Origin of the sequence: Pseudomonas guariconensis, from assembly GCF_040822035.1 — a bacterium.
GTDB lineage: Bacteria > Pseudomonadota > Gammaproteobacteria > Pseudomonadales > Pseudomonadaceae > Aquipseudomonas > Aquipseudomonas guariconensis.
Genome location: NZ_CP162012.1, coordinates 2728339 through 2751458, shown reverse-complemented (window position 1 = coordinate 2751458; position 23120 = coordinate 2728339). Strand labels below are relative to the sequence as shown.

Below are 23120 nucleotides of genomic sequence, written 5' to 3'. Positions count from 1 at the left end.
GGCGATCAAAGGCTGTCAGGATCGCCGAAGAACATCTGAATCCGCGACCTCAACCACCGCTCGGCCGGGTCGTTGTCCTGTGCGCCGCGCCAGGCCATGTGCAGCTCGAAGGTGCGCACGTCCAGGGGGAGGTCTTCGGCGCGCAGGCCGCCGGCGGCGGTCAGTGCGTCGGCGGTGTAGTCGGGCACCGTGGCGACGATGTCGGTGCCCGCCAACAGGCTACCCAGGCCGTTGAACTGCGGCACGGCCAGGACCACATGGCGCTTGCGGCCGATCTGTTCGAGGGCTTCGTCGATGAAGCCGGACAGATCGCCTGCGAACGACACCAGGGCATGGGGCCGTGCACAGAAGTCATCCAGGCTCAGGCTGCCGGGCATGCTATCGGCGCGCAGCAACTTGGGCTGGCTGCGGCGCAGGATCTTGCGCTTTGCGTTGGCTGGCAGTTCATTGGTGTAGCTCACGCCTACCGAGATCTCGCCAGAGGCGAGCAATGTGGGCATCAGCAGGTAGTTGACCCGACGCACCACCAGCACGATGCCCGGCGCTTCGGCGCGAATCCGTTTGAGCAACAGCGGCAGCAAGGCGAATTCGGCATCGTCGGAGAGGCCGATGCGAAACACCGAGGTGCTGGTGGCTGGGTCGAAGTCGGCGGCGCGGCTGACGGCCGTGGAGATCGAGTCCAGCGCCGGCGAGAGCAGGGCGAAGATCTCATGAGCCCTGGCCGAGGGCTCCATGCTGCGGCCGGTACGCACGAACAGCGGGTCATCGAAGAGGGTACGCAGGCGCGACAGGGCGGCACTGATCGCCGGCTGGCCGAGGAACAGCTTCTCGGCGGCACGGGTCACACTGCGTTCGTGCATGAGTGTCTCGAACACGATCAGCAGGTTCAGGTCTACGCGGCGCAGGTCGTTACGGTTCATCGAAGAGTGCTCGGCCTAGAGTAGGTCAGGGATGAATCTTAAGGCCAAAGGCTGGTACCCTGCACCGATTTCCGGGGACCAATGCACGGATTTGCCAGGAGCCCAATCGATGACAGGCATGTCAACTATTAATAGCCACTGATGGTCTTACGGTAAAAGCCCGGATAAAGTCCGTGGTAATACGAGATTCACGAAGGCGAGGTATGTGATGTCCCGCATGATTCGTTTCCACAAGTTCGGCGCCGCCGACGTTCTGCGCTGCGAAGAGCAGACCGAGCCGTCCCCCGCGACGGGCGAGGTGCAGATCCGCGTCCAGGCGATTGGCGTCAGCTGGTACGACGTGCTCTGGCGGCAGAACCTGGCACCCTCCCAGGCACGCCTGCCGGCGGGCATCGGTCATGAAATGGCCGGGGTAGTGACAGCGGTCGGCGAGGGCGTCGAGGATATCGCCGTGGGCGATCGGGTAGCCAGCTTCCCGGCCACCAGCGCCAACGAACACCCGGTCTACGGCGATGTCATCGTCCTGCCGCGTACCGCCATCACCCGTTATCCCGACATCCTGACGCCGATCGAAGCCAGCGTGCATTACACACCGCTGCTGATTGCCTACTTCGCCTACGTCGACCTGGCCCGTGCGAAAGCCGGCCAGACTGCATTGGTCACTGACGCCAGCCATTGCGCGGGGCCTGCCTTCGTGCAACTGGGCAAGGCATTGGGTCTGAAGGTGTTTGCCGCCACCAAGGACCCCGAGCAGCGCGACTACCTGCTGAGCCTTGGCGCCGAGAAAGTGATCGTCACCGAAGAGCAGGACCTGCTCATGCAGGTGGCCAAATACACCGATGGCCGTGGCGTCGACATGGTCCTGGACGGCATGGGCGGGCCGCAGATGTCGCTGCTTGGAGATGTCCTGGCACCGCGTGGCAGCCTGGTGCTGTACGGCCTGCAGGGCGGAAACCAGACGCCATTCCCGGCCTGTGCGGCGTTTCAGAAGAACATTCAGTTCTACGTGCACTGCATCGGCAATTTCACCGGTAAGCCGGAGCTGGGCATTGCGCAGGACCAAGTTGCCTTGCAACGTGCCCTGCGTGACATCAATCAGTTCACCGCCGATCAGTTGCTGACACCCCAGATCAGCAAGGTCTATCCATTCACCGATGTGGTCGAGGCACATCGCGAGATGGATGAATGCCCCTGTGGGGGTCGGATCGTCTTGACGATGGGTTAATGCCAAGCTTGTCATCGTGCAAAAAAAGCCCGGGCCTTTGGTCCGGGCTTTTTCTTTGGGTCGAGCTAAAGATAATTCCTACGCATCATTGAATATTGTCTTACAGGTAGAAGTTGACAATTAATAAATGAGGTGTGGGGCTGCAGTCATGCAATTACGTCTTAACTTTTAACGATTAAAGCGGACGTGGGTGAATGGTTTTTTTACCAAGATCTGTATCTTTTATTCGTAATGCAACCTTCGATAATGACCCTGTACGGATGATTCATAGGAGCGATGGATGGGCTTGGGAAGGCTTTGGCGCGCGTGCGCCAGTGTGCGGGGTGAATTGGCTTGGGTGGTGTGCTTCGGTATTTCCCAAGACTTTGTAGGAAAGGTCAGCAAAGTTGGGCTGGCCCAACTGTTTATTTCGCACTTTACGTTTAAACACCGTGATGAAGAACAGGGAGTGTTCCGATGAGCAGTCTTCATGACCAGGCCATGCAGTCCATCTATCAACAAGTATTGGACCGTGTATGTAATCAGATGCCCCGCGGGCAACACGCCTCGCTGCAATTGTTGATCCAGCGGTTGACGGTCGCCGCAGGCGGGGAGCCGTACATCGGTGAGTTCCAGCTGGTGGTGGTGCTGGGGGGTGACCGTCGCAGTGCGCATCTGCTGGCGAATTTACGCGCTGCACAGTTAAGTCTGGCCTTGCGTGGCGGCCGGACCTTCCGTTTGAGGGTGATCGTGAGCTGTCTGCCCGCGCCCGACCCACATATGCAACTGAGTCATGAGCGCCTGTTCAACGCGCTGTTCATGCAGGATGACCCCAGGGTACAGCTGCTCATGCTGGAAGATGACAAGGTGGTGCCGTTCAGCACCTGCGTGGCACAAGCTGTGCGGCCTTGGGTGGCTTCGCGGCAGGCCTTGCTGATGTTCGGGCACCTCACTGAGGCGACGCCCAAGGCCCTGCTGGGCTGCCGCTTGCATCTGCAACTGGCTGGCGCCTTGCAAGGGACGCTCGATCACAGCGGCGCTGCCACCGCCTTGATCACGGCCTTGCCTGATCGTGAGCGCAGACGTGTCATGGCCTGGGGGCGGCGGATCTTGCGACTGACTGGGGAGCTCGAGGGGCTTGGCGACGTGGCTCGGTGTGCTGCGGCCTTGGCTGAGGGGTTGAGTCGCCTGCATATGCGGGTCGGGGCACCATTGGGACGGTGTCTGGACATGCCCACGGCAATGCGCCCTGAGTTGCCGCTCAAGATGTTGACGGTGGACGACTTGCTTTGCCCCTCGAGCGAAGCGCATCACCTGGACGCGATGCTGGGCCCGCCAAAAGAGCATGGCTTAGCCAATACGCCACTGGGCGCCTGGACAGCGTCCGGCATCGTGGAAAACCTGACGGGGGCGCATGCACATCTGCGGGCGCGACAGCCCCGGGAGCGGGAGGGGCAGCTCTCTATTAAGGATGCACGCGCCAGCTGGTGGCTGCGGGTACAGCAGCAGGGAAGGGTGTCGTTCCTGCAGGGGCTGGGGCTCAATGAGGAGCAACTCACGTGCCTGCTGTTCACCCCTTTCAGCGGGCGAGGTAAAAAACTGGCGGACTTCGTGCACGCTTGCCATCCACGCATGGGAGTGGCCTTGCCTTATCTGCACAAGGCACTGCAAGGCAAACCTTGCCCTGAAACCATCAAGCACTGGCTGGTGGACGTCAGTGGGTTGAGCCTGGTGCAGTTGCAGGCGATCTACGCGGCTCGCCTCGAGCCATCCGCTTGGCGTCTGCTGGTGAGTTTGACGCGGCGGGATGCAGCGCTGCGGTGGTTGCCACCCCTGGACTCTACGCCTGTGATCGTCCGCCAGGCGGCATTCTGATGGGGCGTTCGGTGCGTGGGGAATTCGCCTACCAGGGCGTATATCGCTATCTGGATGCCCTGATTGCCCAAGCCGATTATGCAGAACGGGGGCGTCTACCCTCCTTGCGCGACCTGGCCCGGCGCCTTCGGGTTTCGCTGGCGACCGTACAGTGCGCGTACAGCCTGTTGGAGCGTCAAGGCCGGGTTCGTTCGGTGCCCAAATCAGGGTACTTCGTGAATTTCGCCGAACCGCAGATCGCTTCGACAGGGGCGCATGCGCCCTTGGTCCCTCCGGTATCCGTCCTGGCCATGCCATCGCCTCATACACTGGAACGCACGTTGCTCGCCCATGAACGACGCCTCTCGCGCCAGGGCGGGCAGGCGACGTGGCGCTTGGGCAGCGGCGCGTTGTTGCGTAGCGTTTTGGCCGCACGCTACACCCGCGCTTCTGGCCATTGCTGGAATGCTCGGCACGTGCACTTGGCCACGGATGTACAGGCCTTGCTTGAAACGCTGTTGCTTGCCCTGCGTCTTCAAGGGGCAACGGCTGTGGTGGCAACCCCTTGCTGCTGGCGCCTGTTGCATGGCTTGCAGCAGGCTGGCATGCGAGTACTGGAAGCACCGTTGGCTGCTCATGGGGGGATGGACATGGGCGCGTTCACACGCTTGCTCGAACATGAGCCGGTACAGCTTGTGGTGATGCCTTCCTGCCTGTCCATGCCACTGGGCCGCCTGACGCCTGCGCAGGATCAGCAGCAACTGGCCCGTGTGCTCGCCGAGCATCCCGCTTTGCTGCTGGAGAACGACATGGACAGCGACCACTGTTTCGCAGGCCCTCCGGCGTCGCGGCTACGCGATGACATCGACGCGAGTCGCCTGCTGATACTCGGTTCGCTGGAGGCCACGTTGGGCGCTGAAGCGCCTTACACCTACCTGCTGTGTCGCCAACCCTGCGTCGACGAAGCCATCACCAGACGAGGCTTTCTGTTACCCCCACTGCGTCAGCAAGCGGTAGCGCATACGTTCACAAAAGGGGAGGTCGACGATAGCTTGCCTGCCTTGCGCTTCGATCTGCAGACTCGAATGGACTACCTCTGCAGTCGAATCGAACTGCGTCTGGGCACGCACCTGGCGTTTGCCAAGCCTGATGGCGGGCGGGGGATCTGGGCACGCCTGAACCAACCGATCGATATGGACGCCATTCTGGCGGCAGTGGCGGGTAGCCCGTTGTCTGTCATTCCTGGGGAGTTGTTCGGGCTCAAAGGCAGTTTCCCGCAGCACGTGCTGTTGGTCTGGTGCGCCGAGTCATGGGAGGGGCTGGACCAAGTGTTGCGCCGGCTGGGAAGGGTACTTGTCGGTCGTTGAGTGAGTGCGTCCGCTGATCGGTTCCGCCAGGGATCATTGTGTTTTCAATATTAAAGTGGCCAAAGTGAGTTAAGTCTTCATTGTTGCCTGAGTACGACATTTAAATAGCCTTGTACGACGCACTTTCAAGTTGGTTAATAACATTGGCGTGTCTTTTTATAGGCGGTGTTGAAACACGTTTTCCTACACGCTATAAGGGGCGACACTTTGTCTGGAGTCGTCTACATGGCCGTCGTATTTCGTCCGGGTCGCAGCTCGGATGCGCGTGACATTGCTCGGTTGTTTCAAATAACTTCCGAAGGGGTAGCCGATTATATTTGGAGCCAGTTGGCAGAGCCGGGCCAGGATTTGCTGGATGTCGGCACTGCCCGTTATGCCCGTGATAACGTGGATTTCTCCTATCAAAATTGCCTAATTGCAGAAGCCGACGGGCAGGTCATCGGCATGATGCATAGCTACGCGATGCATCACGATCCAGACCCAGCCCCGATGACTGACCCTGTATTGGCACCTTATGCCGATATGGAAGTTCCCGACACGCTCTATATTTCGAGCTTGGCTCTTCACGATGGCTGGCGTAATCAGGGCTTGGGTGTACAGTTCCTTGAGCAGGCTCAGCAACGCGCTGATCAACTGGGGCTCAAGGGCCTGAGCTTGATCGATTATGCTGCGAACACCGGTGCCCGGCGCTTTTACGAACGGCACGGTTTCAAGATCGTCAAAACCTGCACGATCGTGCCCCACCCGATGGTTCGAGTGAGCGGGGAAGCCTATCTAATGCACAGGCCTTGACGGCACTTGAACGGGCATTGCAGGCCCCGTTTCAACGCAGTAGGGGCGGGTGCGGATCCATTTTTTAAGACCCTGAGCTCACCAGCGAGGCGACCTGTAGCACTTGCCAGTGCTTGGGGTCTGTATGTATAACCAGTGCCTGTTCCCATACCTGAACGCGCACCGTGATTGCCCATTCCGTCGACGACCCTCTTTATTACCTGCATAACTTCCGGCAGGTCCTGGCCTGGGTCGAGCAGCGCTACGCCGATCTGCTCGATGAGGTCGAGCACTGCTTTCTACAGGCGTTCGAGCGGTTGCCCGAGCCTGCCCAGGCCTTGATGGTTCGAATGGTCATGCGCAAGGGCGAACTGTTTCGCAGTGACAGGCTCGACTACGCCGAAATCGGTGATTGCTCATCGGCATTGCAACCACTGCTGGCGTTGGGGTGGGTCAGCGACGACGCCGTCCTGACCCTGGAGCAATTGTTCGATGTGCTGCGCAAACAGGAGCTGGCCCAATGCTTTGCCGCGCACCTGAGCAAGCCACGGGCCGCCAAAGGCGAACTGCTTGCGCAGTTGCAGCCTTTGGCGCTGGCGCCCCGCACGTTGACTGAGTGGTTTGCGCAATCTCCGATACGTATCTTCCATTGGCGCCTGCAGCCATTATGTGATCGCTTGCGCCTGTTGTTTTTCGGCAATCTTTATCAGGACTGGTCGGAGTTCGTGCTCGCCGATCTGGGTTTGCTGCGTTATGAGCAAGTGCCGCTGAGTGTCGATTCACGCGTCTTGCGCCAGCGCACGGAGATCGACCTGGCCATGGCGTTGCACCAGTGCGCCGACCGGCTGGAGCAAGGGGAGGACGCCGACTCGCTGCTGGCCACCCTGGAGGGACTGCACAGCGACAACCCGTGGTTGGTACGGCGACGCGGGCGATTGATGTACAGCATCGGTCAGCAGTGCGAGCGCCGGAGGGACTGGGACCAGGCCTTGGTGGTCTATGCCCGCAGTGATCATCCCGAAGCGCGTGTACGCCAGGTGCGGGTGCTGGAGCGCAGTGAGCAGTGGGACCGGGCGCAGGCACTGGCGCTGGAGTTGGCCGCCTCGCCTGCCAATGCGCAGGAACAACAAGCGTTGGCGCGCATGTTGCCACGCCTGGCGCGCAAGCTCGGTGGTCCGCCGCAAGCGCGCCGCCGCCCGGCGGACCTGGCGTTGATCGAGTTGCAGCTACCGATCGAACGTTCCGCCCTTGGTGTCGAAGAGGCGGTACGCCTGCACCTGGCTGAGGGCGCAAGCACCTGTCACTACGTCGAGAACACCCTGTTCAACAGCCTGTTCGGCCTTTTGTGCTGGGAGGCAATCTTCGCCCCGGTACCAGGCGCGTTCTTCCACCCCTTCCAGGCCGGCCCGCAGGATCTGCACGACAGCGACTTCCAGCAACGACGCGCGGCGTTGTTCCAGGCCTGCCTGAGTCGGCTCGACGATGGCAGCTACCGTCAGGCCATGCGCGACTGTTTCACCGCCAAGCATGGGCTGCAATCCCCTTTCGTATTCTGGCCGATGCTCACTCCCGAGCTGCTCGAGCAAGCCCTGGCGTGCATACCGGCGGCTCACCTCAAACAGTGTTTCATCCGTCTTTTGCAGGACATCCGCAGCAATCGCGCGGGCATGCCTGACCTGATCCAGTTCTGGCCTGCCGAAGGCCGTTACCGCATGATCGAGGTCAAGGGGCCTGGAGACCGACTGCAGGACAACCAGTTGCGTTGGCTCGCTTTCTGCCGTGAGCACGACTTGCCGGTGGCGGTGTGCCATGTACGCTGGACCGAGACGCCGACATGACCTACACCGTGGCAGTCCGTGCGTTGTGCGAGTTCAGCGCTAAGGTAGGCGACTTGGACCTGCGCTTCACGCCATCGCCCACGGCCCAGGAAGGGATCGCCGGTCATCGTCGGGTTGTGGCGCGGCGCGGCGCAGACTACGAGGCGGAGGTAGCGCTGCAAGGCCAATACCAGAGCTTGTGCGTGCGTGGCCGAGCCGATGGATATGACCCGGTGCGCAATCGTCTGGAAGAGATCAAGACCCACCGCGGCGACCTTGCCCGTCAGCCGCACAACCATCGTCAGTTGCACTGGGCGCAGGCCAAGGTCTATGCCTGGCTGCTGTGCCAGGCCCGGGGGCTGGAGACGATCGACGTCGCGTTGGTCTACCTGGACGTGGACAGCGACCGCCAGACACTGATCAGCGAAGAGCACAGCGCTTCGGACCTGCAACGCTTTTTCGAGGTCCAGTGCCAGCGATTTCTGGTCTGGGCCGAAGTCCAGCAGCAGCGCCTGGTAGAACGTGACAGGGATCTCAAGGCTTTGGGGTTTCCCTACCCGCAATTTCGCCAAGGCCAGCGCCAGTTGGCCGAGACGCTGTACAAGGCGGTGAGCACTGGCCGCTGTCTGATGGCCCAGGCCAGCACGGGCATCGGCAAGACCCTAGGGACTTTGTTCCCATTGCTCAAGGCCATGGCACCCCAGCAACTGGACAAAGTGTTCTTCCTGACCGCCAAGACTCCAGGCCGGGCCCTGGCGCTGGATGCCTTGCGCCAGATCACCGATGCCACCCCGCAGCCGGCTTTGCGCACTCTGGAACTGATCGCGCGGGACAAAGCCTGCGAATACCCCGCAAACGCCTGTCACGGCGAGTCCTGTCCGTTGGCCCGAGGCTTCTACGACCGGCTGCATGCAGCGCGCGAGGAGGCGGCGCGCCGGCCGCTGCTCGACAAGGCGGTGCTCCGCGAGGTGGCGTTGGCGCACCAAGTTTGTCCTTATTACCTAGGGCAGGAAATGGCGCGTTGGGCCGATGTGCTGGTGGCCGACTACAACTATTATTTCGACGCCCACGCCTTGCTGCATGCCCTGACCCAAGCCAACCAGTGGCGTGTGGCGGTGCTGGTGGACGAGGCGCACAACCTGGTCGAGCGGGGGCGGGGAATGTACAGCGCAAGCTTGGACCAAGGCCAGTTGGCCAGCCTGCGCCAGAGCAAACCCCCAGGCGTGGGCAGTGCCCTCGAGCGTTTGAACCGGCAGTGGAACGCCTTGTACAAGGCGCAACAAGCCCCTTATCAGACGCTCGATCGGCTGCCTGAAGACTTTCTGCGCACGCTTGCGCAGTGCATCGGCCTGATCCAGGAACGTCTGGAGCAGGCGCCTGGCGAGCTCGACCCGGCGCTGTTGCAGTTCTTCTTCCAGGCCCTGCAGTTCACCCGGGTCGCTGAGCTGTTCGACGATCACTTCATATTCGACGTGACATTGCGCACGGGCCCGCGCAAGCGTCGCTTGTCGACCTTATGCCTGCGCAACGTGGTGCCGGCGCGGCTGCTGGGGCCGCGCATGCAGGCGGCGCGTAGCGTCACGCTGTTCTCTGCCACCTTAAGCCCACGGCATTACTACGCCGACCTGCTGGGTATGCCGACCGACACGGCCTGGCTGGAGGTGGCGGCACCGTTTCGCGCCGAACAACTGGCGGTGCGCATCGTCAGCGAGGTGTCCACCCGCTACCGGGAGCGCCAGGCGTCGCTGGAACCGATCGTCGAACTGATCGCCGAGCAGTACCGCGCCCGGCCGGGCAATTACCTGGCGTTCTTCAGCAGCTTCGAATATCTAGGGCAGGTGGCCACCTTGCTGGCCGAACGTTATCCGGCAATCCCTCGGTGGGAGCAGGCGCCAGGCATGGACGAAGGCGCGCGGGAGGCGTTTCTGAAGCGTTTCGTGCCCGATGGCAAAGGTGTCGGTTTTGCCGTGCTGGGCGGTGCCTTCGGCGAGGGAGTCGACCTGCCTGGCAGTCGTTTGATCGGTGCGTTCGTCGCCACCCTGGGGCTACCCCAGGTCAACCCGGTCAACGAGCAGTTCAAGCAGCGCCTGGGGCGCCAGTTCGGCGCGGGCTTCGACTACGCCTATCTCTACCCTGGCGTGCGCAAGGTGATCCAGGCTGCAGGCAGGGTCATTCGAGGCGATCAGGACCGTGGGGTGCTGCTGTTGATCGACGAACGCTTCGCCGAACCACGGGTGCAGCAGATGTTCCCTGCCTGGTGGCAGACCGGTGGCGAATAAACCGCGCAGGGCCCATCGCACGGCGTTGCAACTCCCAGTACACTGCGTGTTCCAACACCAACATCCTGTTGAACTCGAGGTTCTTGCATGACGCTCAGTCCTTTGGCAGGCAAGCCGGCTCCGGCCAGCGTGCTGGTCGATATCCCCCGCCTGCTCACCGCCTACTACACCGGACGTCCCGATGCCGCGGTGGCGGCTCAGCGTGTGGCCTTCGGCACCTCGGGGCACCGGGGCACGTCGCTGGAACTGAGCTTCAATGAAGATCACGTACTGGCCATCACACAGGCCATCTGCCTGTATCGCCAGGAAAAAGGCATCGATGGCCCGTTGTTCGTCGGCGCCGATACCCATGCGCTGTCGGCTCCGGCCGCAGCCAGCGCCCTGGAAGTACTCGCCGCCAACGGCGTGCAGGTGATGCTGTCCAAGGACGATGAGTACACACCGACTCCGGCCGTGTCCCATGCCATTCTCTGCCATAACCGTGGCCGCCAGCAGGGTCTTGCCGATGGCGTGGTCATCACGCCGTCGCACAACCCGCCGCAAAGCGGTGGTTTCAAGTACAACCCGCCCAATGGCGGCCCGGCCGACAGCGACGTGACCAAGTGGATCGAAGCCAAGGCCAACGAACTGTTGGCCGCAGGTCTTGCCGGCGTCAAGCGCATGGACCATGCCCAGGCCCTGCAGGCCGCCACCACTCAGCGTTACGACTATGTAGGCCGCTATGTGGCGGATCTTGAGAACGTCATCGACTTCGACGTCATCCGCGCTGCCAAGCTGCGCCTGGGTGTCGACCCGCTAGGCGGGGCAGGGGTGCGCTACTGGCAGGCGATCGCCGAGCACTACCGTCTGGATCTGGACGTGGTCAACACCGAGGTCGACCCAACGTTCCGTTTCATGACCGTCGACTGGGATGGCCAGATCCGCATGGACCCCTCTTCGCCCCATGCCATGCAAGGCCTGATCGGTCTGCGCGAGCGCTTCGACGTGGCCTTCGCCTGCGACCCGGACCATGACCGCCATGGCATCGTCACTCCCGATGGCTTGCTGCAACCGAACAATTACCTGGCCGTGGCCATCGATTACCTGTTCCGTCATCGCCCGCTGTGGCGCAGCGATGCGGCGGTGGGCAAGACTGTCGTCAGCAGCGGCCTGATCGACCGCGTGACCGCTCGTTTGGGCCGTGAGCTGTACGAAGTGCCGGTGGGCTTCAAGTTCTTTGCCCAGGGCCTGTTCGACGGTTCGCTCGGCTTTGGTGGTGAGGAGAGTGCCGGTGCTTCGTTCCTGCGCAAGGATGGCACGGTCTGGGCCACCGACAAGGATGGTCTGATTCCGGCGTTGCTGGCTGCGGAAATGACCGCCCGTACCGGCCGTAATCCAAGCCAGGCCTATGCCGACTTGACCGAGGCCTTGGGCAAGCCGTACGCGACGCGTGTGGAAGCCAAGGCCGATGCCCGGCAGAAGGCACTGTTGAGCAAGCTGGCGCCCGAGCAGGTGACCTCCACCGAGCTCGCCGGCGAGCCGATCGAACAGATCCTCAGCCATGCGCCAGGCAATGGCCAGGCCATTGGCGGTCTGAAGGTGATGACGGCCAACGGTTGGTTTGCAGCGCGGCCGTCCGGTACCGAAGACATCTACAAGATCTACGCTGAGAGCTTCATCGATGAAGCGCACCTTCAGCGCCTGGTGCAGGAAGCGCAGGTGTTGGTGGATTCGGCAATCGCCTGATGGACAGCGGGGCTGTCCAGTAGCCCCATCACGATCTGAGACTGCTCCCACCGACGGGGTGGGGGCGTCTTGGAGGTGATTCAACCGCCACCGGCAAAGCCGGTGACCACACTGAAGTCACTGACCTCGACCTTGCCCCCGCCATAACCCAACAGGTGGAACGAAAACGCCTTTCGCACCGACGGGTTGTCGAAACCGAATTCCAGCTCCAGCGGCTGATCGGCTGTAACGATGATTTCCTCGGGCAATCCCAACGGCACATCCTGCTCGAATTCCTTGGCCTTGAGTTGGATGTAGGCGTCGTGTTTCGGGTCGAGCGAGCGCACCTTCACGCGTACACGGGTATGGGTGCCCTGGGGCATTTCCAGGTACTGAGCACCGATGAGGTTGTCGGCCCAGTCATCGCGGATGCGCTTGTGCAAGGTGATGGCTGCCGGGCCACCAAACTGGTAGCGCAGATTGAGCGGGGTTTGCAGCAGCGATTGGTCCAGCGTGTTGGCCAGGGCAGTGAGCTGCTGGCCTGCGATCTCGTTGCCCCGGCCCAGGTACTGGGCATGGTCGGCAATGAAACCTTGGCTTGCGTAACGGCGGCAACGCTCCTGGAAGTCGCACTCGGTCAGGGTGCCGTGACCGTCGTGATAGCGCAGCATGCCGTTGGTGTAGGAGATCATTTCGCGCCCCGTGTCGTAATCGCGGAACAGCGAGCGTCCGCTCAAGGCGGCCGGGATGGGCAAGGCGAAGTAGTCGAGCAGGGACGTGGCGAGGTCCACATGGCCGTAGGTGCCTTGCTTGAGGCGCGGCAGTTGGGCCTGTTCCGGTGCCAACGTCAGATTGAACCCCCATGAAGAGGCCAGGCGTACGCCATCGATACCGTGGGACTCATCGGAGGTGATGACCACCAGGGTGTCCTTGAGCACGCCCTGGCGCTCGAGGTTGTCGAGGAAAGCGCCCAGGGCATCATCCAGGTAGGCCACTGCCGCCTGCTTGGCGGTGTCGTAGCGCTGCAGGTAGCGCTCCGGCGCTGAATAGGGCTGATGGGTGCCGACGGTCAGCAGGGTGAGCATCCAGGGCTGCTTTTGCTTGCGCAGCTTGGCGACGTACTTCTGGGCACCTTCGAAGAAGGCGCGATCGTCCTTGCCCCAAGGGAAATGCAGGTAGTTCTTGTTGGTGAACCACTCCTGGCCATGCACTGACCCGAAGCCGATGTGCGGCATGATCCGGTCCTTGGCCATGAAGCGCAGGCCAGCACCTTGCAGGTAATGGGTGCTGAAGCCGGCCTGGCGCAGCTGCGCCGGCAGGCATGCCTGGTTGCGCAAATCCTGGGTCAGCAGCTCCATGCCTTTGGGCGTGCCGTTGGCGAGCTTGTCGTAATCGCCGCAGAGCAGGGCGTACAGGCCGCGGATCGTCTGGTGGGTATGCAGGACATAATCGGGCGTGTTCATGCCTCGCTCCGCCCAGCGGCTGAGGTTGGGCATGAGCTCTTCGTCAAAATGGCTGTGCAGGGCTTGACGGTTGGCCCGTACATAGGCGCCAGGGATGCCTTCCAGGGCAATCACCAGCACGTTGCGGGCCTTGCCCGGCGCGTCCAGCAGCTTGCGCCCGTTGAGGTCCGACTGGGTCAGGCCGGCGATGGGCAGCACGGGCACGGGTTGCTCGTTGCCCAAGGCGCTGGAGGTGGCGCGCTGCACGTTGCCCACTGCGGCGGTCAATAGCTGGTGGGGTAGGTTGTACTGGCGCCATTGGTCGGCGTCGGAGGGGATCAGATGCTGGCCGGCCCAATGCACGCCCAGCAGCACGACGGGAATGGCCCAGGCCTTGCGCGGCAGGGGCGTGCCCCGCAGGCCACGGCTGCGCCAGGCGCTGATCAACCAGACCAGCAACCCGGCGAGCAACAGCCAGGGCAGCCAGGCGTGGGCCAGGGCGCCGCCGGTTGAATTTTCCATGAACTGCGGATCGAACAGGTAGGTGAGGTCTGCGCTGTTGGGTAGTCGACCGACTGCGCTCACCAGCTCTGCCGAAGCCACCAACAAGGCGCCCCAGATCAGCAGTACGGGCAGCGCCAGCCACCAGGCGCGACGATGCAGGAATAGCACCAACAGGCTTGCGACCGCGATATCGGACAGGTAGCCGAAGGGGTTGGACCAGCCGAGCAAGGCCCTTGTACCCAGTGGGATCACCAGCACCAGGACTGCCAAGGCGAGCAGTCGGGCACGGGGATGACCGAGTATGTTCTTCACAAAGACTTCCTTCTTGTCATGAAACAGTCACTCAAGTGTGCTCCATGATAACAGGCGTTCGGCGCTGGACAGGGCTTGCGGACAGAGGGCAAGGCGTGGCGCGGCCTGCAGACTCATTACAAAAGATTGCATAAAGGATGGCATTGGGGTGCTGGGCACCCCGGCTGTCATCAGAAGTAATAGGGAAACTTGAGGCTGAACGAGAAGTCCGGTGCATCGTCGGTCAGGCCGATGGCAAGGTTCGGGACAATGGTCAGGTTGTTGGTGGCCGCGAAGGTCATGCCGATGTTGAAGTTCGCGGCGTTGTAGTCGCTGTTTGAGATCGACTGCCAATCGCCGCCATCGGGCTTGATCTTGCTTTTACTGGAGAACTGATCGGTGAACGAGAACGACATGCTCATCTTTTCGTTCAGGGCAAACGCGATACCACCGCCGATCTGCCACGAATCACCGAGTTTCACATCGCCTTTGACCTTTGTGCCCACCTGCGGGCTGATGTCGCTGAACGAGTCCTGCATGTTGTAGGTGTATTGCAAGCTGGCGAACAGCACCGCCGGGTCGAAGGTCTTGACCAACGATATGCCAGGCGAGATCGACCAGACACCATTGCCGGTCGGCAGATCCTCGGGCACCGCCAGGTTGTCGTTGCCCGGGCTCTGGATCAGCTTGATGCCGTATGGGTCCTTGCCGGTCGGGGCCTTCACCCGCAGGGTTGCGACGGCGTCGGGCCAGGTTTCCGACTCGTCGAGGAACTTGTAGGCGATGCCGAAGTTGACGTCGCCGATGGTCGGGTCGCGGGTTACCGAATCGTCCGAGGTGACCCCGGCGGCGCCGCCAGCGCCACCGGAGGAGTAAGTGGACTCGCGATAGACAATGGGCACGTTTATGTCGAACTGCCAGCGTTGATCCAGGTTGTAGCGGCCGGTCAGGTCCAAGGTCCAGTTGTCCGCCTTGATGCGGTCGATGTTGATGTTGCCCAGGAAGATCGAGTCCAGCGCCAGGAACCCGTTGAGGGTCAGGGCCCGCGTGTCGTAGTGGGTATAGGTGATGCCCGTCTCGAAGCTGAACTTGCCTCCGCCGAAGAAGCCGCTGGCCTCGTCATACAGGTTGGAAACACTCTGCGCAGGCTCGGAGTTGTCCTGTAGCGATTGCCCGTAGGAGCTGCCGGTGGTGCCAGGCGCGCCGGAGGCGACGGTCTGGCTGCCCTTGACGCCCTCGGCGGGCGACTTGGTCAGGCGCCGCGGGGCCGGGGCCGGTGGTGCCTCTTCGACCTGACGCAGCCGTTGCTCCAGCACCATCAATGCGTTCTGTTGTGCTTCGTAGCGCTCCTTGAGCGCCATCAGCTCCTGTTTCAGTGCTTCGACCTGAGGATCGGTTGCTGCCTGCAGCAGGGTGGCCGGGGTCAGGGTACTCAAACAAACGATAGCTCTTAGCGTCAACAAACGGTGCATGGGTTAGCCGTCCCTTCTGACTGCATTCGATGAGACTGAGCGTAGATCAGTATCCAAGACCACGGAGGCCTTTAAGTTGGTCCAGATTGACGTTCATCGAGCCGGCCGCAGGGGCCTCTCGCAGCACGACATTGAACGAGGTCAGGTTGCTGACGCGGTTGCTTGAGCCGAGCAACGTGGTGTTCTGCATCAGGCCGCCCTGGCCAATGCGTTGGAAGGTGTTGCCCTGGTTGTTGTTGGCGACGATGTTCATCTGCACGCCGCTGCCGGAGGAGGAGACCTTCAGCGTTCCCGCGCCGTTGCTGCCGAGCAGCGTGGAGCCATTGGCAAGGGCCTGCCCCTGGGGTGTGCCGCTGGGGGCCTTGTCGCCCCTGGTCACGTTGATGGCGACATTGTTGTGGGCGGTGTTGAAGTCACCGGCGGCCCGCACCACCTGGGTCACGCCTTCGGTGGTGTTGAGCCCGCTGCCACCGGTGACTGTGCCTGTGCCATTGCTCTTGGGCTGGGAGGTACCGGTGCCTTTTTCGTTGATCAGTGACACGTAGAACTGCGGCTTGATGGTCGATTGCTGGATCTGCATCGCGGAGGTCGCGCCGATCACCTCGCCGTTGGCGTTCTGCCAGGTGCTGGTCATGACGATGCCGAAGCTGACGATCCGCCCCGGCATCACGTACCGACCTCGCAGGTTGGCCAGTTCCTGGTCCTTGAGCTCGATAGGTTTGAACGTCTCGGCTTGGGTCGGCAGGGCAGCCGCCAGGCAAGCGGCGACCAGCCAGGTTGAAGTCTTCATGGGAGCTCCCGGAGCGTCATGCCCATTCTGATTTAGAAGAAGTCGCTTTGGATAAAGCCAAAGTCCATCAACTCCGCGTCCTGCACAGGGGTGAAATTGCTGACGCGATTCTTGGCGCTCAGCGGCAGCGGCGGGTCGAGCAGGATGTTGTTCTTGTCATACCCCTGGCCGATGACGGCGAAGATGATGCCGTTCCAGCCCTTAAGGAAATCTTCGACCGTGAAGCGTTTGTGGCCCAGTACCGGGTCGCCGATGTAGACCCAACCCCTGTCGACCTTCTGCATGACCACGAAGTGCTTGTAGCCCCGGATGTCCATCAACACGACCACCGGAATGCGGATGCTGTTCAGGGTGTCGGGGGCCACTCGGTAGCCGCGGGCGCGCATGCCGAGGCTTTCCACGTAGCGCTTCATGTCGAGCATCGAGAAGCCCTGCACCCGGACCAGGTCCTGGTCGGCGTGGGCGAGCATGCCCTCGATGATTTGTTGTTCGTCGACGTCCAGCCAGTAGGCCTGACGCAGGATGGTCGCCAGCGCCGCGGCGCCGCAACTGAAGTCGGTTTTCTGTTGCACCAGGTCGGCGAACTTGCGTTCGCGAATGCTTTGGATGGGTTTGTAGATCACTGCGCCGCCTGGCAGGACCGACAGCGGCATCTGGGCAGCCTCACCCACGCTGGTCACGCACAGCAACAACGCCAAGGCGAAAATACGCATGTCCCACGCCTCCTTTGTATTTCTGGTTAGGAAGAGGCCCCCCGTAGGGGGCCTCCAGGTCGCAGTTACATCGAGGTGTTGGAGATGGCCAGCGAGTTGCTTTGCTGGTTGCCCACACCGGCTGCCACGTTGACGCCCAGGTTGCCGCTGCCGCCATTGACCGAACCACTGAGGGTTGCGGTGTTGGTCACAGGGTTGGCCCAGCCGGTCGGGGTCAGCACTTGGAACGACACGGTGTTGCTCAGCGCGTACTCGCTAGACTCGCTGTAGCTCTTCGAGATGGTGTCCGAAGATTGCGAGGCTTTTTCGCCGGCTTTCTCGTAGGCCGAAGCGTTCGCTTTTTCCCACGCCGATTCGCGCGACTTGTCGTACGAAGAGTCGCGAGCTTTCTCGTAGGAAGAGTCGCGGGTGCGGTCATACGAGGAGCTGAACGACTTGTCGAACGACGAATCGAACGACTTGTCGAACGCCGACTCATGCGACTGGTCGTGCGAGGTGTCGACGTTCACGTCGAGGTTGGCGTTAAGCGAACCGTCGAAGCTTTCGCTACGAGTCCGTACGAATGGACCGAACGTGCTGGTGCTGGTGGCGTCAGCACTGGCCGAAGCATCCAGCGACGCGTTCAACGAAGCACTCGACGAGGAGCTGGAGCTCGAGTTGTGCGAACCACTGGCATTCCAGCTGTTGGAGCCGTTGGCTGCCATGTTGTTGGAGCCGCTGGCACTGCTGCTGTGGGAGCCACTGGCAGTCATGCTGCTCGAGCCACTGGCGCTGCTGCTGTGGGAGCCGCTGGCACTGCTGCTGTTGGACCCAGACTCGCTGAAGCTCGAGCTGGAGCTCTTGTCGATGGAGGAATCGAACGTGCCGCTACTGGAGGACGAACCGCTCTTGGAGGTGGTGTAGGTCAGCGTATCCACCCGATAGGTGCGGTCTGCCTTGTTGATGACAGTCAGGCCTGGGCCGTTCTGGTTGGCGGTAGCGGTGGCGGTGGAGTTACCCATAGGCGCACTGTTGTTGGCAATGGCCATGGTGTTTTTTTGCTGATTCAGATCGCCACCAGCGATGTTGATACCCACGTTGCCGCTGCTGCCGTCTGCCGAGCCGCTCATGACTGCGGAGCTTTGAGTGGACCAGTTCTTGACGGTGTTGTTGTTGCTGCGCTGATCGACGCTGGCGGTTGCCACGGACTCGCCGAAGACGAAGCTGTTGTCGAGCGCGGAGTTGTCGGACGCGGTGTTGGCGATGGCCGCCGCGTTATCTTGTTGGTTGCCGTTACCGGCCGCCACGTTGATCCCGACGTTGCCGCTCGCGCCGCCGGCGGAGCTGCTCATTTCGGCTTCGTTGATGGTGCCTTCATTGAGGATGAAGTTGTTGGTACTTCGTTGAGTGTCCTCAGCATTGGCAGTGGCGCTGGTGTAGATAGGTTTTGGTGGAGGATTGTGGTGGCCATTGTGGCCATGTCCACGCCGATCGTTCTGATCCGCTTGTGCAGCAACAGCCATGACCGCAGCAATTGCGAAAACCAGAGGCTTGAGTGCCATCGAGGGTTTCATGGTGTTTCTCCATCTTTTTTAGGTTAAGTGTTGTTCCACCTGTTTGGGTCAGTTAGCGACCCGGACGCTCAGGGTGTTTGCCGTCTGGTTTCCCACCCCGGCGCTCTGATTCAACTGAATGACCCCACGGCTACCGGTGAAGGCCTGGTCACCGGTGGTGACCTGGCGATAGCCGGGAGAGGCATCGGTTGGATCGGAGCTGTTGATCAACGCAACGTTCTGCTGCAGCAGGACGCTGTCGTCGATGGCTTGTGGATGCGCACTGATGCTGATCCGCAGTGCGTTGGCTTGTTGGGTACTGGCGCCTGCGCTCTGGTTCACGCCCAGTGCGCCGCTGCCATGGCTGAAGGCGCTACCCTGGATGCTGGCTCGGGCCCCCATGTTGGGATCGACCACTGACTGCAGGCCCTGACGGATCTGCGTGGTTGCGCTGGCCTCGTGGCCATAGGCGAAGGCCCGTGCGTTGGCCTGCTGCTGCAGGTCGCCCGCTGCCTGGTTGAGGCTGAAGTTGCCCTGGTACTGCGCGCCGGAATTGTCGATGGTGGCGTCGTTGATCACAGGAGGTTGGGCCAAGGCCGATGCACTGCAAAACGCGGTAAGGATTAACAGCGTCTGCCTCATCTCATTTGCCTCCGGTCAGAATCTGCAGCGGTGCCAGGCCGCGTTGGACGCTTGAGTTGACCATGTTGGAAATGCCGTTGCCCGAGCCGGTGCCGCGGCCAGCGGCCATGTTGGGGAGTTGGTTCTGGTTGCCGATGGCGCCGCCCAGGTTGGTGGTCTGCTGGGTCACCATCGAAGAAATGCCCGTACCGCTGGTGATGCTGGCGAAGTCACCGTCACTGAGTTCGTTGGTCTGCCTGAGAATGTGCGCAGACGGGTTGGCATTGGCGGTGGTGGGATTGGGGTCTGGGGCCACAGGAGCACGGATGGCCATGCGGGGCTGGACATCGCGGGTGATCACGATGATGCCGTTGTCGGCTTGGGCGGGCAGGCTGAGGCATGAGCCGAATACGCAACCGACCAGCAGGTGGTGAATCAGGCCTTTATCGAATGTCCTCACGACGGCAATTCCTTCTCTTGAGCGCTGGCCTGGGTCAGCGTTGCCCTGATGAGAGCAGAAGGTGTGCCGTTTTTGGATTTACCCGTTAAATCAAGGCGTTGGAGAATCTAGCTACGGATGTTTGGATTTTGTTGTATCAGCCGTGAGACGGATATCCATTCGCGCGTGGCCTGATCCTGCATCGGTGTTGCTTGACGAGGCTTTTTTCACAAGTGTTTCATGCGCCTTACACCACCCCCAAAACTGGTGAAAAGCCCATGAATTCGGGGACTGGCGCCCTTGAGTGTGTGTCAGGTCCTTAACACTCGGTTGGGCAGGTGGGAGATTTGCCTTCTAGCAGGCGTTGCACCGCGTTCAGGGCTGCCGCGCTTCTTTGCGGCCATTCTCCGCCGATGATCTGCACCGATTGGCGATGCCGTGCCAGCCACGCCAGACTGTCGTCGAAGAACCGTTGGCGGTCATTGAGGTCGGGCTGGCTGCGCTGGCCATCGTCCACCCAGCCGACGCCTTGGGGGCTGAGCAGCAGGTGCAGGTCATAGTGACGTGCAAGCAAGGCCTGTTCCAGCCAGGGCGGGCAGTCATCGAACAGGGCATGGCTCCACAGCATGTTGCTGAGCAGATGGGTGTCGAGGATCAAGAGCTCTGGCGTCAGCTGACGGGCCTGGTCCTCCCAGGCCAGTTGACCCTGGGCGATGGTCGGGATGTCGGCGTAACAGGTGTCACGCTGTTCCTGGTCGATGAAATGGCGTACGTATTCGCTGACGACCACGCCACCGAAATGTGCCTGGATCTCCCCACTGAGCCAGCTCTTGCCGCTGGACTCCGGGCCGCACAGCACCACGACTTTCATGCCGCCACCAGCGCCGGGTCGCGCCGCCATTGCAGCCAGCCACGTACGGCGATCAGGGTGAACAATGCGTAGAGTGCGGCGGTCAGGTACAGGCCTTTGTAGAGGAACAGGCCAACGAAGATCACGTCCAGAACCATCCACAGTGCCCAGCACTGCAGGCGCTTTTGCGCCATCCACCACTGCGCCACCAGGCTGAACCCCGTCAGTGCGGCGTCCAGCCAGGGCTGGGCGGCGTCAGTCCAGTGTGCCATCGCCGCGCCGAGAGCAAGACTTGCCAGCAGGCCGACCCCAAGCCCTGTAAGCATCGGCCCTGTGGCCAGGCTGGACACCTGACGGGCGTACTCGACACGCTCCGGGCGTGTCCATTGCCACCAGCCGTACAACTGCAGTACGGCATAGACCAGTTGCAGGAGCATGTCGGAGTACAGCTTCACCTCATAGAAGATCCAGCTGTAGAGCAGCACCATCACCAAGCCGATCGGCCAGCACCACGGGTTCTGCTTGACCGTGAGCCACACGGCGATGACGCCGAGCACGGCGGCGAAGAGTTCGAGGCCGGACATCGGCGATCCTTGGGAGTGGGGAAGGTCGCGATTGTAGCCTGTGGGGCGGGGAAGCTGTAGTGGCTGATGGCGGCCTGTTCGCGGGCAACCCCGCTCCTAAGGTAGGAGCGGGTTCACCCGTGAACAAATCGATAAGCTGTCAGACCTTGAACTGGCGCAGCAACTGTTCCAAGTCTTCGCTCAGGCGCGCCAGGGAGGCACCCGCATCGCTGGACTGGCGGGCCGCCTCGGCGGTCTGCTGAGACAGTCCGGCGGTGTCGAGGACATTGCGATTGATCTCTTCGACCACATGGGCTTGCTGCAAGGTGGCACTGGCGATCGACGCGTTGAGCGCGGTGAGGTTGTTCAATGCCTGGCTGATAGCATCCAGGCTGGTGCCGGCCTCGCGGGCTTGATGGACGGTCTGGCGCGAGGCTTCGCTGCTGGTGTCGATGGCCTTGACGGCTGCTTCCGACTGGCTTTGCAGGTGCTCGATCATGGTCTGGATCTCGGCGGTCGACTGGGCGGTGCGCTGAGCCAGCAACCGCACTTCATCGGCGACCACGGCAAAACCTCGGCCCTGTTCACCCGCCCGGGCCGCCTCGATCGCGGCATTGAGGGCCAGCAGGTTGGTCTGTTCGGCGATAGAGCGGATCACTTCCAGTACGCCACCGATCCGGGTGCTGTGCCCGGCCAGTTCGCGGATCACCTGCACCGCCTGGTCGATGGTGCTCGACAGCCGGTCGATCTGCTCCAGGCTACTGTGGATGGCCTGCTGGCCATGATCGACCTGCACTTGGGCCGCGTGCATCTCGTTGGCTGCCTGTTCGGCGGTCTTGGCGACGTCTTGAACCGCATAGGTGACTTCGTTGACGGCAGTGGCCACCTGGTCCATCTGCAGCGATTGCTGAACGCTGCGCGCCTGGGCTTGGCCCGCGTTGTCGCCGACGTGGCTGGCGGACTGGGCCAGGGCATGGGCCGCGCCTTGCAGTTGGCCGACCACACCCTGCAGCTTGCCGTTGAAGCGGTTGAAGTGCTCGCCCAAATGCGTGAGCTCGTCTCTACCATGGGTATCCAGGCGCCGGGTCAAGTCGCTTTCGCCGCTGGCGATGTTGCCCATGGCCTGCACGGCATCCTGCAACGGGCGAGCGATGCTGCGGGCGATCAACAGCACCAGCAGGGCCATCAGCACGGCGATACCCAGGCCGAGCAGGGAGGCATCGCGCACTTGGCGGGCGAATTCGGCCTGAACGTCGTCGATATAGACACCCGAGCCGATAATCCAGCCCCAGGGTTTGAACAGCTGGATGTAGGAAGTCTTGGCCACCGGTTCGCTGGCGCCGGGTTTGGGCCAGCGGTAGTTGACCGAGCCTGCGTCCTGGCTGCGGGCGAGGGCGACCATTTCGTTGAAAACGGCAAAGCCGTCAGGGTCGCGGATGGCGGACAGGTCCTGGCCGTCGAGCTTGGGGTTGGTCGGATGCATGATCATCTTCGGCCCCAGGTCGTTGATCCAGAAATAGTCATCTTTGTCGTAGCGCAGGCCACGTACCACCTGCAACGCCTGTTGTTGGGCTGCCTCACGGCTGAGTGTGCCGGCGGCCTCCAGGCCTTGGTAGTAGGCCAGCACTCCGGCAGCGGTCTGTACCACGTGCTGGGTTTTCTGGGCCTTGGCCTGATACAGGTCGCCGTGGAGCTGGCGCAGCATCAACAGGCCCAGGATCACCAGCATGGCCACCGCCACCAGCAGGATCAGCGACAGGCGACGGCTGATCGACATCGACCTCAAGGTCTTCATGAAAGGTACTCCCGCATTGTTCTTGTTATCAGGCGCATCCAAGCATGCTTTACGCATCGCGACACACTCGACCAAGGGCTAAGTGCCGGAAGAGGCATTTCGTGTCGCATGCCGTGCGAGCGATTGACAAGCACCTCTGATAGGATTTCGGCCGCGCAAGATGAAACCTTTAGGCATCGGCGTATTTCCACT

Annotated in this window: 18 protein-coding genes; 7 read left to right on the top strand and 11 right to left on the bottom strand. The window is 61.8% G+C overall.

Annotated elements, in window-relative coordinates:
* Positions 1–5: 5 nt before the first annotated feature.
* The gene (locus AB1N67_RS12615; RefSeq protein ID WP_043211831.1) at positions 6–920 is read right to left on the bottom strand and encodes a LysR family transcriptional regulator; all 915 of its coding nucleotides are present in this window, start codon (positions 918–920) and stop codon (positions 6–8) included.
* 208 nt (positions 921–1128) lie between these two features.
* Here AB1N67_RS12615 and AB1N67_RS12610 point away from each other — a divergent pair, with 208 nt between their 5' ends.
* The 7 genes from AB1N67_RS12610 (at position 1129) to pgm (ending at position 11937) form a co-directional block, all read left to right on the top strand.
* Positions 1129–2145: a zinc-dependent alcohol dehydrogenase family protein gene (locus AB1N67_RS12610; protein ID WP_070574527.1), complete on the top strand. Its 1017-nt coding sequence runs from the start codon at positions 1129–1131 to the stop codon at positions 2143–2145.
* Positions 2146–2601: 456 nt separating this feature from the next.
* Complete coding sequence (locus AB1N67_RS12605) at positions 2602–3999, top strand: hypothetical protein (RefSeq protein ID WP_070574525.1); 1398 nt, start codon at positions 2602–2604, stop codon at positions 3997–3999.
* Positions 3999–5345, top strand: a complete 1347-nt coding sequence (locus AB1N67_RS12600) for an aminotransferase class I/II-fold pyridoxal phosphate-dependent enzyme (RefSeq protein WP_367863020.1) — start codon at positions 3999–4001, stop codon at positions 5343–5345. Before AB1N67_RS12605 ends, AB1N67_RS12600 begins: the two co-directional genes overlap by 1 nt.
* A 225-nt stretch (positions 5346–5570) precedes the next feature.
* Positions 5571–6137 carry a GNAT family N-acetyltransferase gene (locus AB1N67_RS12595; RefSeq protein ID WP_090342999.1) on the top strand — a complete coding sequence of 189 codons (567 nt, stop codon included), beginning with the start codon at positions 5571–5573 and terminating at the stop codon, positions 6135–6137.
* Between the two features lie 164 nt (positions 6138–6301).
* Positions 6302–7954 (top strand): VRR-NUC domain-containing protein, encoded by a 1653-nt coding sequence (locus AB1N67_RS12590; RefSeq protein WP_197852925.1) that lies wholly within the window; start codon positions 6302–6304, stop codon positions 7952–7954.
* Positions 7951–10212, top strand: a complete 2262-nt coding sequence (locus tag AB1N67_RS12585; protein WP_367863019.1) for an ATP-dependent DNA helicase — start codon at positions 7951–7953, stop codon at positions 10210–10212. The genes AB1N67_RS12590 and AB1N67_RS12585 overlap by 4 nt, the downstream gene beginning before the upstream one ends.
* 87 nt (positions 10213–10299) lie before the next feature.
* Positions 10300–11937 (top strand): phosphoglucomutase (alpha-D-glucose-1,6-bisphosphate-dependent), encoded by a 1638-nt coding sequence (gene pgm / locus AB1N67_RS12580; RefSeq protein WP_043211843.1) that lies wholly within the window; start codon positions 10300–10302, stop codon positions 11935–11937.
* A gap of 80 nt (positions 11938–12017) precedes the next feature.
* Here the strand turns inward: pgm and AB1N67_RS12575 are convergent, their stop codons facing one another.
* The 10 genes from AB1N67_RS12575 to AB1N67_RS12530 all read right to left on the bottom strand — a co-directional run bounded on the left by AB1N67_RS12575 (position 12018) and on the right by AB1N67_RS12530 (position 22928).
* Positions 12018–14174 carry an LTA synthase family protein gene (locus AB1N67_RS12575; protein ID WP_102082075.1) on the bottom strand — a complete coding sequence of 719 codons (2157 nt, stop codon included), beginning with the start codon at positions 14172–14174 and terminating at the stop codon, positions 12018–12020.
* Positions 14175–14344: 170 nt separating this feature from the next.
* A complete protein-coding gene (locus tag AB1N67_RS12570; RefSeq protein ID WP_043211844.1) occupies positions 14345–15625 on the bottom strand; it encodes a transporter in 1281 nt (426 codons plus the stop codon).
* Positions 15626–15671: 46 nt separating this feature from the next.
* Positions 15672–16415 carry a hypothetical protein gene (locus tag AB1N67_RS12565; RefSeq protein WP_043211846.1) on the bottom strand — a complete coding sequence of 248 codons (744 nt, stop codon included), beginning with the start codon at positions 16413–16415 and terminating at the stop codon, positions 15672–15674.
* Between the two features lie 32 nt (positions 16416–16447).
* Complete coding sequence (locus tag AB1N67_RS12560; RefSeq protein WP_043211848.1) at positions 16448–17128, bottom strand: C39 family peptidase; 681 nt, start codon at positions 17126–17128, stop codon at positions 16448–16450.
* Between the two features lie 65 nt (positions 17129–17193).
* Positions 17194–18681, bottom strand: a complete 1488-nt coding sequence (locus AB1N67_RS12555) for a heme utilization protein (RefSeq protein WP_090342979.1) — start codon at positions 18679–18681, stop codon at positions 17194–17196.
* A gap of 48 nt (positions 18682–18729) precedes the next feature.
* The gene (locus tag AB1N67_RS12550) at positions 18730–19302 is read right to left on the bottom strand and encodes a hypothetical protein (protein WP_043211853.1); all 573 of its coding nucleotides are present in this window, start codon (positions 19300–19302) and stop codon (positions 18730–18732) included.
* A gap of 1 nt (position 19303) precedes the next feature.
* The gene (locus AB1N67_RS12545) at positions 19304–19741 is read right to left on the bottom strand and encodes a hypothetical protein (protein ID WP_043211856.1); all 438 of its coding nucleotides are present in this window, start codon (positions 19739–19741) and stop codon (positions 19304–19306) included.
* Between the two features lie 298 nt (positions 19742–20039).
* Entirely contained in the window at positions 20040–20591 is a 552-nt protein-coding gene (locus AB1N67_RS12540) for an AAA family ATPase (RefSeq protein WP_090342976.1), read from the bottom strand.
* Entirely contained in the window at positions 20588–21154 is a 567-nt protein-coding gene (gene pnuC / locus AB1N67_RS12535) for a nicotinamide riboside transporter PnuC (RefSeq protein WP_043211861.1), read from the bottom strand. The genes AB1N67_RS12540 and pnuC overlap by 4 nt, the downstream gene beginning before the upstream one ends.
* A gap of 139 nt (positions 21155–21293) precedes the next feature.
* On the bottom strand, positions 21294–22928 hold the full coding sequence (locus AB1N67_RS12530; protein ID WP_182815187.1) for a methyl-accepting chemotaxis protein: 1635 nt from the start codon (positions 22926–22928) through the stop codon (positions 21294–21296).
* Between the last annotated feature and the right edge of the window lie 192 nt (positions 22929–23120).

Bases quoted from the DNA above. Each gene is read 5' to 3' on its own strand.
- AB1N67_RS12615 (WP_043211831.1), bottom strand. From the start codon at position 920: ATGAACCGTAACGACCTGCGCCGCGTAGACCTGAACCTGCTGATCGTG.
- AB1N67_RS12610 (WP_070574527.1), top strand. From the start codon at position 1,129: ATGTCCCGCATGATTCGTTTCCACAAGTTCGGCGCCGCCGACGTTCTG.
- AB1N67_RS12605 (WP_070574525.1), top strand. From the start codon at position 2,602: ATGAGCAGTCTTCATGACCAGGCCATGCAGTCCATCTATCAACAAGTA.
- AB1N67_RS12600 (WP_367863020.1), top strand. From the start codon at position 3,999: ATGGGGCGTTCGGTGCGTGGGGAATTCGCCTACCAGGGCGTATATCGC.
- AB1N67_RS12595 (WP_090342999.1), top strand. From the start codon at position 5,571: ATGGCCGTCGTATTTCGTCCGGGTCGCAGCTCGGATGCGCGTGACATT.
- AB1N67_RS12585 (WP_367863019.1), top strand. From the start codon at position 7,951: ATGACCTACACCGTGGCAGTCCGTGCGTTGTGCGAGTTCAGCGCTAAG.
- pgm (WP_043211843.1), top strand. From the start codon at position 10,300: ATGACGCTCAGTCCTTTGGCAGGCAAGCCGGCTCCGGCCAGCGTGCTG.
- AB1N67_RS12570 (WP_043211844.1), bottom strand. From the start codon at position 15,625: ATGCACCGTTTGTTGACGCTAAGAGCTATCGTTTGTTTGAGTACCCTG.
- AB1N67_RS12565 (WP_043211846.1), bottom strand. From the start codon at position 16,415: ATGAAGACTTCAACCTGGCTGGTCGCCGCTTGCCTGGCGGCTGCCCTG.
- AB1N67_RS12560 (WP_043211848.1), bottom strand. From the start codon at position 17,128: ATGCGTATTTTCGCCTTGGCGTTGTTGCTGTGCGTGACCAGCGTGGGT.
- AB1N67_RS12555 (WP_090342979.1), bottom strand. From the start codon at position 18,681: ATGAAACCCTCGATGGCACTCAAGCCTCTGGTTTTCGCAATTGCTGCG.
- AB1N67_RS12550 (WP_043211853.1), bottom strand. From the start codon at position 19,302: ATGAGGCAGACGCTGTTAATCCTTACCGCGTTTTGCAGTGCATCGGCC.
- AB1N67_RS12540 (WP_090342976.1), bottom strand. From the start codon at position 20,591: ATGAAAGTCGTGGTGCTGTGCGGCCCGGAGTCCAGCGGCAAGAGCTGG.
- pnuC (WP_043211861.1), bottom strand. From the start codon at position 21,154: ATGTCCGGCCTCGAACTCTTCGCCGCCGTGCTCGGCGTCATCGCCGTG.
- AB1N67_RS12530 (WP_182815187.1), bottom strand. From the start codon at position 22,928: ATGAAGACCTTGAGGTCGATGTCGATCAGCCGTCGCCTGTCGCTGATC.